Here is a 16,061-nt window from a genome sequence, read left to right as displayed (position 1 = left end):
TCTTTTTTATTTTCTTTTACCGATGTATAACAAATGGGATGAGATGCCCAAGATTGAGGGATCATTTGCTTTGGATATGAGAAAGTTAATCAAGCTCTCTTCCCCCTCTTGGTGAGTCCAATACTGTTGCTGCTCTGCAGATAACATGGCTGCAATACTTGATGAACCAATTAAATCTATCGACTCAAATCCATTCCTTTCCATGAAAGGCTGAATCTCATCAATGTTAAAATAATAAGCACCTGTAAATCGGCCCTTGTCACTATGATTAAAGATTCCGCTCTCATAGAATTCATTGATGGTGTTCATATTATCGTTCGGTTTCCACTGCTGCGGGGATTGTAACGAATTAATGGTCATTCTCATTCGACTTTGAAAAGCCACGAATACTAAGCCATCTTGCTTGGTCACGCGGTGCAACTCTTTTACTGCTAAAATTCGTTCCTCTTCCTTCTGCAAATGATACAAAGGACCGAGCATCAATGAAACATCATAATTCTCATTAGGTATTCCTTCTAAATCAATAGCATTTAAGTTATGAAACCCGTCAAATCGCTCAGTTAATTCTAGTTCAGCTGCCTTTTCCGTTGCTACTTCAACTAATTTAGGTGTGATATCTGAAAGGGTTACTGTATATCCGAGCTTAGCCAGTTCGATCGCGTATTTACCGGGTCCCGCGCCATTATCCAGCACCTTCCCAGCTGATGGCATATATTTCTTGATATAATGGAGATTAATAATGAACTCTAAGGGTTCTCTATCCAGCCTGCCCCACTCATCAAAGCTAGAGTAATAATCAATAATATTGCTCATCAACATAACACCTGCCTTCTTTTGAAATATATTATCTTCGATATGTCGAAATTTTTCTATAGTTCTTTCTTACATTTTACCATTAAAAAGTTTATCGACGGTTTATTGATCATGTCCTTGTGCGGCTCATCAATTTCAGAGAACTCAACTAGCCCATAGGTTTCAAACTCTTGTGTAATGGATTCAGCATCATAAAAAAATATTTTTACGCCATAATCTGTCTCGTAGTAATTTTTATCCAATAGAATACCTTTTCCAAACATAGGAGCTTTTTTCGAAACTGTTGTAAAAATCATATAACCACCTGGCTTTAACTGGTTGTAGCAATCCTTAATGAACTTTTCTCTTTCACTTTTATTCAACAGATGAATAAGACCATGGCAAAATATTCCCTCATAGAGGTTATTATCATACGGCATGTCATTCACTGAACCATGAAAAATGCTAATATCAATTCCATTTTGCCTCGCCAAATCAATTGCTGTTTGAGAAATCTCAATACCCGTTACATTTATCCCACTCTCTATAAAAACCTTTGCATTTCTGCCATATCCAATCCCTGGTACCAATATGTCTTTAACATTCCTCTCAAGGAAAAAGTCCTTAGTGGCGATCGCAGAGTCTGTAGGTTCAAATCCCCACATCGTTTGTTTTTCTATAAAGCTTGATTCCCAGAATTCCGTCATATTTCATTCTCCTTTATATTAAAGTCATTACGGACTTATATTATCTTTAATTATATTCAAAAAAGAACGGATCTTTACTCCGTCTTCATTGTTTTCGCCAAATCTGCAATTTTCTTGTTCTCCAAGTACTGCTCCATCTGTCTTTCCGCGTCAATAACAACCTGTTGAATCAGGCACTCGCTACCGTGATCCAAGCTACATTCGAACAAAGATGCAGTCCCTTCGATCGCATGGATAATATCCAGAAAAGAGATCTCTTCGGACTTCCGTCTGAGACGATACCCTCCGTTTGCACCGGGTGCAGATTGAATCAATCCAGCCTTGACTAGCTTGGTCATCATTTTGGACAGATAGGTTTGTGAAACACCCAGCTTCTCAGCAAGTAATTGAACGCCTACAGGCTTATCGGACGCCGCCGTCACCAGATAAAGCATTGCATGAAGCGCATAGTCTGTCGCTTGGGAATATTTCATTCAGCACCTCCATTAACGACTTTGAAAATCCATAATAACTCTAATCGTTAAAAAAGACAAGCATGTGCAATCAGCTGCTTTCTTCTATACTCTGGAAAGAAATTCAGATCTATATAATTTCCTTTACTACTGGTTCCGATGTTGAAATAATATCAACGACATGGTCAATACAACAGATCCCATAGTGCTTATATGGTTTTGGAAAATCCTTTGATGCGAATATTCCATTAGAAATAAAATCAAGATACCTTGATTTCTTATAAATCCTAAATGTTTTTCCGTCAAATTCCTCGTAATCATCCCAAGAAGTAAAGAATTCATTTCTAATCGAATATGCAATATAGGAGTGAAAATCAACTTGTATTATGGGAGAGCTTTTCTCACCATCCATAAGAGGCTCAGCTATATCACTAGCTTTGCTTTTACAAAAAGATAACCTTAGTTGATTTACCTCTGGCTCTATTAGACCAAAGAAAAACACATCCTGCAATTCTTTTAAATCTGTATATTCCATCTCATCTCCCCCTCATCACTAATTTGTTCTTACTCCATGTACTACTATTTCCTTTGAAGACAATACTCTACTCTTTCGCGTTACGGTTAGCTTTAACATGTTTAAGCTGAGCAACTATAATGACACTAATAATGACCAGAAGGAACCATGAACTGATCTTACTGACACTAACCACATGCCATACCTGATTCTGATCAGGATATTTCCAAGCATTAAAGAATGTAGCGATATTCTCAGCTAACCAGATAAAAAAACCTACTAAGAAAAAAGCCAGTGTCAAGGGCATCCGATAAGTAGTGTTTCGTACCCGATAAATGATCCAAGTCTTCCAAAAAACAATGAGTACAAGCCCCTTTAGCCACCAGCGAAAATCAGGAATGAAGTGATGCGTGAAAAAGTTCAGATAGATAGCTGCTCCGAGCGATCCAGCAGCAGCAATTCCCGGCCAGCCCGTCATATCCATTTTCAGTCTACGCCAAATTTGACACATATAGCTCGCGACGCTCGCGTACATAAACCCGCTATACAGTGGCACTCCAAACACCTTGGTTAGCCCGGGTTCAGGGTATGACCATGACCCCATTCTTATCTTATAAATTTCCAACAGCAAACCAATAATGTGAAATACACAGATGACTTTAATTTCATCTAACGTCTCTAATCCAGTACGGTACATAAGGTATTGAACGGTAAGCAATATAATAAGAATGGCATCATATCGGTAAATGTAAGGCAGATCTATTACGTTAGAGAGAGCTAAAGTCCCAAAGATCGCAATAGGAAATATGCAACTCATCGCCTGATGATAGCCAAAATGCAGAAACTGCGTTGTTGATTTCAATGATGCTCTCTCCTTTCCAGGCAATGCTGTTCTTTTCAATCTGCGGAGTCGATTACTCATTACGATTTAAGCATCCTCGTCCATTAGGTATTCTAAAATATCTCCAGGCTGACATTCTAAAGCTTTACAAATCGCATCAAATGTTGATAGTCGAATCGCTTTTGCTTTTCCATTTTTCAATATAGAAAGATTGGCCATTGTTATTCCAACCCTTTCTGTAAGCTCTGTAACACTCATTTTTCTTTTAGCTAACATCACGTCAATATTCACTATAATCGCCATTATTTTCACCTCAGACTGTTAAGTCATTTTCTGATTTAATTTCTATGGCATTTTTCAAGAGCTTTTGAAGAACAGCAGCAAAGACCGCAATCACAATTGGAGCACAAGTCATGACAAGTCCAAGTACGATTAGACCTGGTGCATCGGCTTCCTGTGCCATTTCGTAAATAAGTGGCATACCTGCCGCATATAAGATACTGATGATGATTGCACAGTAAATTATATTTTTTAAAGCCTTAATGGATAGTTCTGAGAACGCTTTGTTCTTGTCAATATAGCTTAGAAGTCTTAACGCCTGATATAAAGCTACGAAATAGGCTATCACTGTTACATACACCCCTATAAGAACGGGATAAACCAAATACACCGGATAATCTCCAGCTGCCTTGTTAGGTATCGTAGGTAACCAAAAAATACACAAAGCAAGAACCGGAAGTCCAATAAGAATTACAACTATCTTTAAAAAGAGTGTTTCACGTTTCATAAACTGCACCTCACAAAGTTAATAATCTGGATTCAATTTATCACATAATTTATCGTTATTCAATATATATTGATTGTATTACAATTATTTTTTATCATTAATATATCCCCCTATTATTTTCCACCTCCAATTATTGCACATCAAAAAGGCCCCCTTCTCATAAAGATTGAGAAAAGAGCCCTGCCTCTACTATTCATTTATTTCTTAAGTCTCCTCGTCACTTTTGTATTCTAAAATATCTCCAGGCTGACAATCTAAAGCTTTGCAGATCGCCTCTAATGTTGATAATCGAACCGCTTTCGCCTTTCCATTTTTCAATATAGATAGGTTAGCCATTGTTATTCCAACCCGCTCCGAAAGCTCGGTTACGCTCATTTTTCTTTTAGCCAGCATCACGTCAATATTAATAATAATCGCCATTGTTTTCTCCTCAGACCGTTAAGTCATTTTCTGATTTTATATCAATAGCTTCCTTCAAAAGCTTTTGGAGCACCGCAGCAAACACTGCAATCACCATGGAAGCAAAAATCACAACCACCCCAATGACAATGAACCCCGGGGCATCATCTCTCTCCGCGACGAGATAGAAAAGTGGCAATCCCACTACATAAATTCCACTGATTGCAATTGCACAGTTCCTGATATTTTTTAATACCTTTACAGATAATTCTGAGAAAGCGTTGTTGTTGTCAATATACCCTAACAGTTTGATCGCTTGATACAATGCAAAGTAAAAAGGTATCGCCGATGCATACAAATCAATGTACAAGAGATATTTAATATAGGTTTGATCAGGGTATAATTCTGCTGCATAATTCGAAATCGCAGGCACAAAAATTATACACAAGGCAAGAACTGGAAGTCCAATAAGAACAACAGCTATCCTTAAAAAAAGCGTTGATCCAAGTTTCATAAAACACACCTCACAAAGTTATTTTCAAAATTGAATCTAACATATAGTTTATCGTTTTACAATATATTTTAATCGAAAAATAGTGTTTAATGACTGTTTTATATTTCACGACTAAAAAGGCCGAGCTAATTGACTATTAAAAGTCATTAGCCCGGCCTTTGTCACCTTTTTATATCTCTTTATATCTCTTTATGTCTCTTTATATCTCATTTTCTATTCTAAAAATTATGCTAGAACTGACCGAGATCGATAAAATTCAAATCCATGTTAGCTTCATCTTCAGCCTGATTTGCGGCCTCTGTTGATATTACTTTTCCTTCGTACTCAAGGTTACCGCTTGTCAAATTGAATACATATAGACGATTACCTTTGAAATTCTTATAACCCATAATATAGAGATGGTCTTGTTTAAAAGCATAGGTAATGTTTTCACTTAAATCTATATTTGTATTCTTCAGAGTAGTCTCATATTCTTTACTCACGAGATCGTAAGAAATAACAGTGAATCCTATATTTTCCTTACTCGATACAGCTTTTTTCAGGAAATAAATTTTCTGTCCATAGGCGTACATAATATTATTCAATAACATTTCATGCCCTTGGAACGTGAGCGGCGAGATTTGCCCTGTCTTGACATCCACTTGATATGCCTTTCTATGATTATCTCTACTAATCCTTAAAATCCATTGCTCAGTGTGCTCCAGATTTTGATTGGCTAGCCATGCATATTGAGTATCCCCATCTGCCGCTACAGATTTACCGCCTGGTAACGCGAGCGGCTCATTCTTAATCTCTTTTGTGGTTAGATTGACACGGAGGATCTGCGGTTCAGATACATAACCTTTGGCACTGTGATTCATAAACACCATAGCAACAAGCTGCTGATCAATAAGCTGTACATTTTGTACATACATATCTGAAATATCATGATCTACATTGATATCGGATGTGATTTCAAGCGTATTGTTCTTCTGCTTGTTGAGTACAGAAATACTAAGCTTTGCATTTCTCTTCGCTGATAAATCATTTGATCGCTTCGCATCTACTGTCGCCTTAACATAAGCAAGCATTTCCTCATTCTCATAGAAACCAGATGTGTTTGTCTTACCGCGCATGAACTGACGATGCTCTTCAATCCACTGATCCAATTGCGTTTTCATTGGTCTTCGATTTAAGCTTTGGCTAATCGCCGACTTTTCATCTGGATAATCTGTACCATTTGTCGTGATATAAGCTCGTTTGATGCCAAAAGTACTATCCTTAATCATGTAGTTTCCGTATACAGCTATACCTTCAACGAGGGAAGCATCCCCTTGAACCGTCGTCAGCTTATAATTAGGTGGTGTCTCTTGTGAAGCTTGTACATAATACGTCCCGATTGTAACAACCGCGAACACTACAAGAACGGCGGTAACCATATATTTTCTCATTCCTTAACCTCCATACCCCTTCAATTATACCGATATTTTCTTACGCAATAGATACAAGCTGTACCAAAGCGAACCTCCAACAATGATCACTATTAATCCGAGACAAGCGCCTATGATTTCACCTGGATAGAAGTAGCTATCGTAACTGCTATAACCCATAAGAAATGGTATTGAGGCTAGTCCAGCCAGCACCGCTAAATATAGTACGATAAAGCCAATCCCTTTCAGTCTGTAGCTCCGCTCGATTAGAATCACTGTGAACAAGACGATCAAGCCAATAATGCCCAGTCCATAGTATAGTACAAACTCAGAAAAGTAGGGCGGAACCAGAACTTTAAGCACAGTAGGATACTTCAAAAAATCAAATACCGAGATGTTCCGATATAATTCAGCAGGAAGAATCGACTGTGCTATCAAACGCTCCAGTGGAACAAGGATAATTTGCAGGGCGACAAGTCCAATTGCGAATAGCAAGATCGTAACCAGCTTGGCAAAATACAAATTTGCCCGATTGGATGGCAACGTGAGCAGGCGATATACTACCGTATTTTTACCTCTCCAGTCACGGTACCAGATGAAGCAGCTATATATTAGCAACACTGTGATGCTCAAAAATATGGGTCCGAAATATAGAAGTCCATTATAGCGAGCATACATCATACTGTTTAGCTGAATATATCCAGTCACATTGTGATATTGCTCAAGGGTCCATTGATTCACTCTCATTACCTCATTCGCAGAATCCAGCCAATGATTAGCACCGAGGGTGACTGCTACAAGTTGCAAGGCGACTGTCAGCACCAGGAGTCCAAAATATATTTTGGCAAATCGGTTCATTTCAAAATTCAATAGCTTCACAAAAGCTCTCATTTCATGTACACCTCTCTCATTACGTCCGTAATGGACTTACCTTCCTGCTCGCGAACTTCTTCACAGTAGAATTCACGTTCTACCTTCCCATGCTGTAGCAAGACCACTTTATCAATTAAATGCTCAATATCGTTAATTTCATGAGTTGTAATAATCACACCACGATCCTCGATCAATTCACTCGTGAACACATCAGTAATTTGCTCGCGGCTGAACATATCAATCCCCGAGAACGGTTCGTCCATTAGGATGTAATCACAATCCAAGGCAAGTCCGAGCAACAAATTTAACTTTGCAGCCATCCCCTTCGACAATGAAGACACGCGATCTTTTGAGCTCAACTGGAAGAACTTAAGCAATTCCTCTGCACGTTCAGCGTTCCAATTCCGATAAAAGTCAGCCATAAAGCTGAAGCAATCAGCTATTCGCATATTGGAGGGCATCGTTAACGAATCTGGAATAAAAGTCATTTTCTCATACATCGCAGGTGTTAGTGATGCATTATCGATTAAGACTTCACCTTTGTATGGTGTCAGTCCCATGATGGACTTCAGCACCGTTGACTTTCCGGCACCATTGATTCCGATCAGGCAGGTGATCTCTCCCTTGGCAGCAGTGAAGCTAACGCCATTTAGTACCTTCTTGAATCCGTAATTCTTCACCATCTGATTCACTTGGATCATCTTGTGTCACCACCCTCTGGAGATCGCTCCGATGTATATTTTGTCTTTATGATGTCTACCAGTTCTTCAACTGGAATTTGAATATTCCGAATGGAACCGATGAATATATCCACTGCACTTTCGATTAATTCAGCACGAATCGAGCTTAGTATTTGCTGATCCTGTGTAATTCGACTTGGGGAATTTCCTTCTGTTACGATCAAACCCTGTTCCTCCATTTCCTTATATGCCTTCTGTGCCGTGTTCGCATTAATCTTCATTACTGATGCCAGCTCACGCCGTGAAGGAATCTTGTCTCCTGCTCCGATTTGCCCTGTAGCAATCTGTTCTTTAAAGTAACGGACAACTTGAATATATACCGGTTCTCGAATATTAAAGCTGACACCTGATTTTTGTTCTTCTGTCATACAACCAACTCCATATACTAAGTGTGTGTACTAAGTGGTTCATACATCTTATTTATGTACTATACGTGTAATACACTTTTGTGTCAATAGTTCAGATTTGAGCTTAGACTTGGCATACACATGCAAGGGTTATGGGTTTATTTGCAGTAAATCTCATAAATATATTGACGTTATTAAAGTAAAAAACACAAGGATATACATAAAATAAAGGCGAATTCTTACTCGAAATGGAGTGAGAATTCGCCTTTATCTATTTGTTATTCAGCAACCTTTTTATCGAGCTCATGCTTCTAATTTTAAAAAACGATAGTTATTTCTTATGTAGTTAAATCCTGAATAGATAGTTATGACTAGTGAAATATAGATTAGGATTTGATCGATAGGTATTTTCGTAAAAAGGGTGAATGGATGGTTTGTAAACATAACTGCAGTAATTGCTACAACTTGCGATACCATTTTAATTTTTCCGTATCGATCAGCTTGCAACACTATTTTCTGAGTGACAGCAACAAGTCTAATCCCTGTAATGATCACTTCCCTCGCTACAATAACTAAAGCAACCCATGCGTATAACATCTGCTGACTTACCAGTAGAATCAACGCAGCAGAAATGAGCAACTTATCCGCTAATGGATCAAGTAACTTTCCAAGGTTCGTAACTTGATTATACTTCCTAGCAATATATCCATCTAGTTTATCTGTTGCTGAAGCGAGTAAAAAAACAATAGCTGCATAATAAATCCCCTCTGGCCAATCAGGATATTTTGAGAAAAGCACTATAAAGATGGGGATTAATAATATTCTGGCGATTGTTACTTTATTTGCAAGATTCATAATTCCCTCCTGAATTCATTTTCAAGAATATAACCTTCATTGGAATTATTTATAATGATATCAAAGTTTCGATGAAAAGGATGCATAAATAACTCATATTGAATTCTACGGTCTTCATGAGATTTTCTTAAATATTTGATGTCTGTTCCTCTTTCAGAGACATCACGCATACTCCTTCTCATCAATTCAGTGTCTCCATCCGTATATAAGTACACCTTCAGATCAAACAAATTCGGGTCTGCAAAAGCAACGCTCATGCCCTCTACAATATTCACTCTGTTTTGTGAAGCTATCATTGCACTCTTTAAATAATTGGTGTCTATTGTATAAAAATCTAAACCATCTCGCATCATTCGGATGTCTCTCTCTAGAGCAGATATATTATGAGCAGAAGGATGACAAGCTGTCATTTTATTACGATGACGTTCATTGTTATAATCATAATCGATTACAGTGTACTTTCTAAGATGAGAGCCGATAATATAGGGATCAGTATTCATATAATTCACTTTCTCATGACCCAGAAGCTTTAAAAGATTATGGGCAAATGTTGTCTTTCCAGATGCACCATGACCCGAAATCCCAATAGTAACTCTTTTTTCCTCACTGCTTATCAAATTGGCTATTTCATTTAATATTTTATCCATAGTTAGTTTCCTCCATCTTGTCGTTATATGTATGCTCCTCCATTCTAGAGACTTGTTATACCAAAAATAATCTTAAACGCGTTATAACTTTTCTTACTTTTTTTAAAACCTTGCTTTAAGTCTAGGATTACTACAGTTTTACCAATCCAAATCCTGATATATAGAGAATGGAACCTTACCGGTTTCATAATTCCTTTTTCTTCAAATTCACTTCCATCCTCTAACTCCGTTTCGGTTCTAATAAACCATGTATTGCCTAGACCAAATTCAATATATTTCATATATCTAGCACACTCTCCTCCCAAGAGATTAGATGAGCCCATTCATATTATCATACTAATTAGGATTAATCTGGTAAATAACAATTATTGTTAAACTACCTTAACTGATAAAAGAACAGGCTGCCGAATATTTGCGGCAGCCTGTTGTGATTGTGTTATGATTTTATTTCTCTTAGATAAAACTCATATAATTGATCAATCGATGAACTTGAAAAGATAGACGCAGCTTGTTCAATTTTCTCACGTTTCCAATCAAACCAACGCATTTCCTTTAACTTTTCGATTTCACGATCTGTAAATCGTTTTCTAATCTCTTTAGCAGGATTGCCACCTACTATTGTATATGGTGGAACGTCTTTTACAACAACCGAGCCTGCCGCAACAATAGCACCTTCACCTATTTTCACACCTGGCATAATCATTGCATTCATCCCAATCCAAGCATCACTTTCTATGATCGTATCACCTTTAGGTTCGTAAGAGGTTTCAATCTGGTCCACAAAAGGATACACGGTAATCCATTCAGGATGATGATTGTGATTTCCACCCATTAAAATAATTACACCACTTGCAATACAAACATAATTTCCTATAATCAATTTATCTAAATGCCACCCAAAATCTTCGATCGGGTTAAATAACTTTCTTGACGTTTCGTCTCCCCAAAGATATCTGACGCACCCGTCTTCAAAATGATGATTATCGTAATACCCAGAGTAGTACGAGTAATCCCCTACCTCAATCATTGGGTTGGTAACAATATCATTTAAATACTTCGTTTCTGACCAGTGGTTAAACAGCTGTTGTTTCATTCTTTTCCCTCGCTTCTAAGTAATCTATAGCATTTATACTTAGAAGCTTGATACAGTAGCGACATTCTTAAACCGTTTCAAACGACGAACCATCGTCCTCATCCTTTTCCTAATTGATGGGGTCATTGTAACAAATGAATGATTTGTTCGTCAAATCAACCTTACGGTTTCTCTTCTACCATACTGATAATCTTGTTCTGAAGTCATTCTCATTCGTAATGTACTGAACATCATCATATCCATTTGAAATTACGTTATGACACAGTGCTTCAAGCATCCCCTGGTCTTTACAATAAACCGTAGCATATTCACAATCGACGACTAAAAGTACAAGCTGGCAATCACTATTTAAGAACTCCTCATAGGTCTGAACATCAATTACATCCTTCTCTCGTAGAAAAGCCTTGAAGTTCGCAAAGATGATATAGTATTCGTTATTCTCCAAAAGTTCTTTCAGAACGCTGCCGTCCATTCCATAAATTTCTTCATGGAACATGACCTCTCCTAATGTATCGTTTTGAATAAAATAAGACTCCTCGCCACCTATATACCAATTGAATGTTTCGGTATTAAATGGCTTTAAAAGATCTCCAAGTACTTTCCCGTAATCATTTGGAATCTTAAAAGTGATTCCTCGTTTCATATATATCCCACTTTTCTGTTCAATTTCCCTAAACAAAAAACCTATGAATGAAATCCATAGGCTTTCTTGAAGAAAATCTCTGTCAATTATCATACTTTCGAGCAATTGATCATTGCTTAACTATGCACTCGCTCTTTTCCACCTAGACCCAATGTAGTTGCCGTTAATGTGTGCACTTCATGCAAAAGCTCTGGATTTTCCAGTAGTGACAGGCCATAAGAAGGAATCATTTCTTTAATTTTCGGTTCCCACTCTTTTATATGCTGAGGGAAACATTTATTAAGTACTTCAAGCATCACATGAACAGCCGTAGAAGCACCTGGGGAAGCCCCAAGCAATGCTGCAATCGAACCATCTGCGGCGCTAATTACCTCTGTACCGAATTGAAGGATTCCTTTGCCATCCTCTGTATCTTTGATTACCTGTACGCGTTGGCCTGCTACAACTAGATCCCAATCCTCTATTTTGGCATTCGGGATAAACTCTCGTAATTCCTCCATGCGTTTTTCTTTCGATAACAACACTTGCTCGATCAGGTATTTGGTCAAAGACATGTTCTTTGCACCTGCCGACAGCATCGTTAGGAGATTATCGGGTTTTACGGAAGTGATCAAATCAAACATTGAACCGGTTTTTAAAAATTTTGGTGAGAAGCCAGCAAACGGTCCAAATAACAACGATTTTTTGTTGTCAATAAATCTAGTGTCCAGATGCGGAACAGACATTGGAGGCGCTCCAACCTTAGCTTTACCGTATACTTTTGCATGATGCTGGGCTATAACTTCTGGTTTATTACACACCATAAATATTCCACTTACCGGGAATCCTCCAATATGTTTCCCTTCAGGAATACCGGATTTTTGCAGGATATGCAAGCTTCCTCCCCCGCCACCAACAAAGACAAATTTTGCAGTATGGTGTTCAATAGTACCGCTGTCGTTCTTCACTCTCAAGTCCCACGACCCATCGCCAGTACGTTTGATTCCATCTACACTATGTTTATAATGGAGATCTACATTCTTACTCTTTAAGTGATCAAATAACATACGCGTTAAAGCGCCAAAGTTAACATCTGTGCCTGAGTCGATTTTTGTTGCTGCTATAGGTTCATTCGATGGACGATTTTGTATAATAAGCGGTATCCATTCCATTAATTTGCTAGAGTCATCGGAAAATTCCATTCCTTGGAACAAAGGATTTTTTGACAGCGCTTCAAATCTTCTCTTCAAAAAAGCTACATTCTTCTCCCCTAGTACCAAACTCATATGGGGCAAGGGCATGATAAAGTCCTGAGGGTTATGTATCAACTTACGTTTTACCAAATAAGACCAAAATTGCATTGAAAGTTGAAACTGTTCATTAATTTGGATGGCTTTACTTATATCTACAGTTCCGTCGGATTTTTCGACAGTGTAGTTAAGCTCGCAGAGCGCCGCATGTCCAGTTCCTGCATTATTCCATTCATTAGAGCTTTCCTCACCTGCATTTTCGAGCTTTTCAAACACTTTAATCTTCCAATCCGGCACTAATTCTTTTAAAAGTGTTCCTAAAGTCGCACTCATGATTCCAGCACCAATTAAAATGACGTCTGTTTCAGTTGCACTTTTGCCCATTATTACCATCCTTATCCCCTGAATTTTGCAGAAAGGATGTGGGCGCTCCTTCTTAGGCGTCACACCTTTTCTGTCTCAATTATACCCTTATCCGAGTGTATTACAATTATTTATAAATTTAATATCTACTATTATATGAAAAAAATAAATTATTTAAAAGCTTGCAAAAAAGAGAGAAATAAGTCCTCCAGGTTAAGGAGCTTATGCTACAGCCATAAACCCGCTTCTTGCAAGGATTAATAACAGTTAAGCATTATAAATAAAATAAATGAACATACTGCCCGCAGCAGCAAGATCAACAATTGCCCATAAGAAGCTTTTTCGAATTAGCATGAGTAAAGCAGCAATTACACCAACAAAACAAGCAAAAAGCATAATAAAAAAGGTGGTGAATAATCCACCAGAAAGAAACATCAGTACGTATAATATGACAAAGATAAAAACAATGGTCTGCACAATGGAAATTAGCTTGGTGTTCGTTCTAATGTTCTGTAGTATTTTCTCCATATTGTATGCACCCTCCAGATATCTTGCTGTTAATAACCTATACTTACTTTAGATTATTCCACTAAGGAGAATTAATCAAATCCATCTTCCTCTGCAAGTCGTAGTCTTCTTAGTGTTTAACCAAATGCGGGAAGTCCCTAAACACGAAAAAGCTGCCTCATTCGTAGATAAATCTACATATGGAACAGCCTTCGCTATATTTATGACTTATTTGTTCCTCTGCGATGAGCTATAAATACGCTTCACCAGTTCCAGCGCCTTTATCCCCTCAGGACCATCCAGCCAAAACTTTGATCCACTGAAAATATGGTCATAGAAGTCCTCAATTAGTCTCTTATGCCCAGTCCCCCAATACGATTTGCCTTCCGCAGGACTGAAAATAGGCTCACAAACCAAGGTTTCCTTCCCATCTTTCCAAAGATATAAGTGCTCTCGACGGAGGTTAAGCGTCCCCTCTTCAAAAACTAGCTCCAACTCCACCGGAGAGTTCTCAAGATAGGTATTCGTGCCATAAAACAGCCCGCGAACACTATTGGCAAAGTCGATACAAGCATGGGCAGTATCTTCTACTTCAATGACGCCATCAAGCACATCCGTGGTAATACTGCCTTTCACGGATTTAATCTCACCCCCATACCACTGTAGTAAATCCAAGGTATGAATGGTCTGATTAATTAGAACACCTCCGCCTTCCGTGGACCACCTTCCTCTCCAATTGCTATCTTTGTAGTAACTTTCGTTTCGATGCCAGGTTACGACACCTTTCATACAAAGCAGTTTCCCTAAACCACCAGAATCTATAGTCTTCTTAATATAAACGGAAGCATCATTATAACGATTCTGGAACACCACACCAAGCTGGCCGGAGCTCACTTGCGCTGCTTTCAGCATGCGCATGGCTGAAGGAAGGTCCACGGCGATTGGCTTTTCAGTTAACACGTGCTTCCCCGCACGTAATAGCTCTTCAGCCATTTCTGCATGAAGATGATGAGGTGTACAGAGATGAACAACATCAATACGATTATCATTTAATATTTCTCTATAATCATCAGTGGCATCGCAGGCATATTCTATTCCCGCTCGTGTAGCTTTATCAGCATCAATATCTGCAACTAGAAGTAGATTTACATCTTTTATTGCTGATATTGCTTTAGTATGGAGAGGAAATATCGCCCCGCAGCCAATAATCGCTACTCCAAGTTTGTTCATCTTTACCACCTCCATTCATTATTCCATTCGCTATTTCAGTTGATTAGGAGTTAGATTCATCGCTTGGGCTTGAGCCTTCAAACATAGTTCAGCAGCTTTGAAGACATGTGCTTGAGTCATGGACAGCTCCGTCCGGTTCAGACAATCGAGGATAAGTTCACCAAAGAACGGAAATCCAACCTTTCCAGCTACATGTTCGTAATGCTCCCCTTCCCCGTTCACCCAGTACACATGATCCGGTGTATTTGAACGCCCGATATCGCTGTATTTGCGCAGTTCAATGTACCCTTCAGTTCCCATGATCATTGTACGTCCATCTCCCCAGGTTCCGAGTCCGTCTGGCGTAAACCAATCTACACGAAAGTATTGGGTTGCCCCATTGTCCCCAACAAGCGTCGCATCACCGAAGTCCTCTAATTCAGGGTAAGACGAATGATTATAATTAGCTACCTTACTGTGAACAACTGAAGCATCCTGACAATCTGTATAATACAAAAATTGTTCAATTTGGTGGCTGCCAATATCGCATAGAATTCCGCCATATTTCTCCCGCTCAAAAAACCATTCTGGACGGCTAGATGCATTTAAACGATGCGGCCCTAATCCAATGACTTGAAGAACACGACCAATAGCCCCCTGACGGATCAACTGTCCCGCATAGATTGCGCTTTCAACATGAAGACGCTCACTATAGTAAACCATATACTTCTGATTGGTTGCTGCGACCATAGCTCTAGCATCATCCAGTTGTTCAAGTGTTGTAAAAGGGGTTTTATCCGTAAAATAATCCTTCCCGTGAGCCATAACCTTATTTCCTAAGGGGCCTCGTTCTGAAGGAATAGCTGCCGCTGCAACTAAGCGAACCTCTGGATCTTCCAATATTTCATCCATAGACTCAGCAGCCCTAACTCCAGGATATTTGGCTATGAATGCTCTAACTTTCTCTTCATCCGGATCATATACCCATTTCAGCTCTGCACCAGCCTCAACCAGCCCATTACACATCCCGTAAATATGACCGTGATCGAGTGCAATAGCTGCGATGATGAATTCACCTGGCTTCACTACAGGTTTAGCTTCATATGTGGGTGCATAGGTCATCCCATCTTTTCTATTCAT

22 protein-coding genes are annotated in these 16,061 nt (G+C 38.7%); all 22 read right to left on the bottom strand.

Going from position 1 to position 16,061, the window contains the following annotated elements; all coding sequences use genetic code 11:
- Positions 1-6: 6 nt before the first annotated feature.
- Positions 7-813: a class I SAM-dependent methyltransferase gene (locus MKY19_RS13775; RefSeq protein ID WP_339803607.1), complete on the bottom strand. Its 807-nt coding sequence runs from the start codon at positions 811-813 to the stop codon at positions 7-9.
- Positions 814-869: 56 nt separating this feature from the next.
- Entirely contained in the window at positions 870-1,499 is a 630-nt protein-coding gene (locus MKY19_RS13770; RefSeq protein WP_339271078.1) for a class I SAM-dependent methyltransferase, read from the bottom strand.
- 74 nt (positions 1,500-1,573) lie between these two features.
- On the bottom strand, positions 1,574-1,972 hold the full coding sequence (locus MKY19_RS13765; protein ID WP_042127470.1) for an Rrf2 family transcriptional regulator: 399 nt from the start codon (positions 1,970-1,972) through the stop codon (positions 1,574-1,576).
- Between the two features lie 109 nt (positions 1,973-2,081).
- Positions 2,082-2,486 (bottom strand): hypothetical protein, encoded by a 405-nt coding sequence (locus MKY19_RS13760; RefSeq protein ID WP_339803604.1) that lies wholly within the window; start codon positions 2,484-2,486, stop codon positions 2,082-2,084.
- Positions 2,487-2,553: 67 nt separating this feature from the next.
- Complete coding sequence (locus MKY19_RS13755; RefSeq protein ID WP_339271074.1) at positions 2,554-3,327, bottom strand: DUF817 domain-containing protein; 774 nt, start codon at positions 3,325-3,327, stop codon at positions 2,554-2,556.
- A gap of 66 nt (positions 3,328-3,393) precedes the next feature.
- Complete coding sequence (locus MKY19_RS13750) at positions 3,394-3,609, bottom strand: helix-turn-helix transcriptional regulator (protein WP_042187934.1); 216 nt, start codon at positions 3,607-3,609, stop codon at positions 3,394-3,396.
- Positions 3,610-3,619: 10 nt separating this feature from the next.
- A complete protein-coding gene (locus tag MKY19_RS13745) occupies positions 3,620-4,093 on the bottom strand; it encodes a DUF2975 domain-containing protein (RefSeq protein WP_339271072.1) in 474 nt (157 codons plus the stop codon).
- 204 nt (positions 4,094-4,297) lie between these two features.
- Positions 4,298-4,513 (bottom strand): helix-turn-helix transcriptional regulator, encoded by a 216-nt coding sequence (locus MKY19_RS13740; RefSeq protein WP_042127458.1) that lies wholly within the window; start codon positions 4,511-4,513, stop codon positions 4,298-4,300.
- A gap of 10 nt (positions 4,514-4,523) precedes the next feature.
- Entirely contained in the window at positions 4,524-5,006 is a 483-nt protein-coding gene (locus MKY19_RS13735; protein WP_076298949.1) for a DUF2975 domain-containing protein, read from the bottom strand.
- Between the two features lie 230 nt (positions 5,007-5,236).
- Complete coding sequence (locus tag MKY19_RS13730; protein ID WP_339803597.1) at positions 5,237-6,436, bottom strand: hypothetical protein; 1,200 nt, start codon at positions 6,434-6,436, stop codon at positions 5,237-5,239.
- Positions 6,437-6,460: 24 nt separating this feature from the next.
- Complete coding sequence (locus tag MKY19_RS13725) at positions 6,461-7,306, bottom strand: hypothetical protein (RefSeq protein WP_339803595.1); 846 nt, start codon at positions 7,304-7,306, stop codon at positions 6,461-6,463.
- A complete protein-coding gene (locus tag MKY19_RS13720; RefSeq protein ID WP_339803592.1) occupies positions 7,303-7,989 on the bottom strand; it encodes an ABC transporter ATP-binding protein in 687 nt (228 codons plus the stop codon). Before MKY19_RS13720 ends, MKY19_RS13725 begins: the two co-directional genes overlap by 4 nt.
- Positions 7,986-8,396: a GntR family transcriptional regulator gene (locus MKY19_RS13715; protein WP_042187923.1), complete on the bottom strand. Its 411-nt coding sequence runs from the start codon at positions 8,394-8,396 to the stop codon at positions 7,986-7,988. Before MKY19_RS13715 ends, MKY19_RS13720 begins: the two co-directional genes overlap by 4 nt.
- Positions 8,397-8,678: 282 nt before the next feature.
- Entirely contained in the window at positions 8,679-9,230 is a 552-nt protein-coding gene (gene pgsA, locus MKY19_RS13710; RefSeq protein ID WP_339803589.1) for a CDP-diacylglycerol--glycerol-3-phosphate 3-phosphatidyltransferase, read from the bottom strand.
- Positions 9,227-9,877 carry a phosphoribulokinase gene (locus MKY19_RS13705; RefSeq protein ID WP_339803586.1) on the bottom strand — a complete coding sequence of 217 codons (651 nt, stop codon included), beginning with the start codon at positions 9,875-9,877 and terminating at the stop codon, positions 9,227-9,229. Before MKY19_RS13705 ends, pgsA begins: the two co-directional genes overlap by 4 nt.
- 44 nt (positions 9,878-9,921) lie before the next feature.
- Positions 9,922-10,158, bottom strand: coding sequence for a DUF3977 family protein (locus MKY19_RS13700; RefSeq protein WP_339803583.1), 237 nt, complete (start codon positions 10,156-10,158; stop codon positions 9,922-9,924).
- Positions 10,159-10,313: 155 nt separating this feature from the next.
- On the bottom strand, positions 10,314-10,970 hold the full coding sequence (locus MKY19_RS13695) for a CatB-related O-acetyltransferase (RefSeq protein ID WP_339803580.1): 657 nt from the start codon (positions 10,968-10,970) through the stop codon (positions 10,314-10,316).
- 175 nt (positions 10,971-11,145) lie between these two features.
- Positions 11,146-11,613, bottom strand: coding sequence for a DUF2691 family protein (locus tag MKY19_RS13690; RefSeq protein WP_339803577.1), 468 nt, complete (start codon positions 11,611-11,613; stop codon positions 11,146-11,148).
- A gap of 116 nt (positions 11,614-11,729) precedes the next feature.
- Positions 11,730-13,226 carry a malate:quinone oxidoreductase gene (locus MKY19_RS13685; protein ID WP_339803573.1) on the bottom strand — a complete coding sequence of 499 codons (1,497 nt, stop codon included), beginning with the start codon at positions 13,224-13,226 and terminating at the stop codon, positions 11,730-11,732.
- Between the two features lie 246 nt (positions 13,227-13,472).
- Entirely contained in the window at positions 13,473-13,733 is a 261-nt protein-coding gene (locus tag MKY19_RS13680) for a hypothetical protein (protein ID WP_339803570.1), read from the bottom strand.
- A gap of 207 nt (positions 13,734-13,940) precedes the next feature.
- On the bottom strand, positions 13,941-14,942 hold the full coding sequence (locus tag MKY19_RS13675) for a Gfo/Idh/MocA family oxidoreductase (protein WP_339803567.1): 1,002 nt from the start codon (positions 14,940-14,942) through the stop codon (positions 13,941-13,943).
- Between the two features lie 30 nt (positions 14,943-14,972).
- The gene (locus MKY19_RS13670) at positions 14,973-16,061 is read right to left on the bottom strand and encodes a Gfo/Idh/MocA family oxidoreductase (RefSeq protein ID WP_339803564.1); all 1,089 of its coding nucleotides are present in this window, start codon (positions 16,059-16,061) and stop codon (positions 14,973-14,975) included.

Origin of the sequence: Paenibacillus sp. FSL R5-0744 (assembly GCF_037972555.1) — a bacterium.
In the GTDB taxonomy this organism is placed as follows: domain Bacteria; phylum Bacillota; class Bacilli; order Paenibacillales; family Paenibacillaceae; genus Paenibacillus_AQ.
The sequence above is the reverse complement of the archived record's forward strand: the minus strand, read 5'-3'. Positions and strand labels throughout refer to the sequence as shown.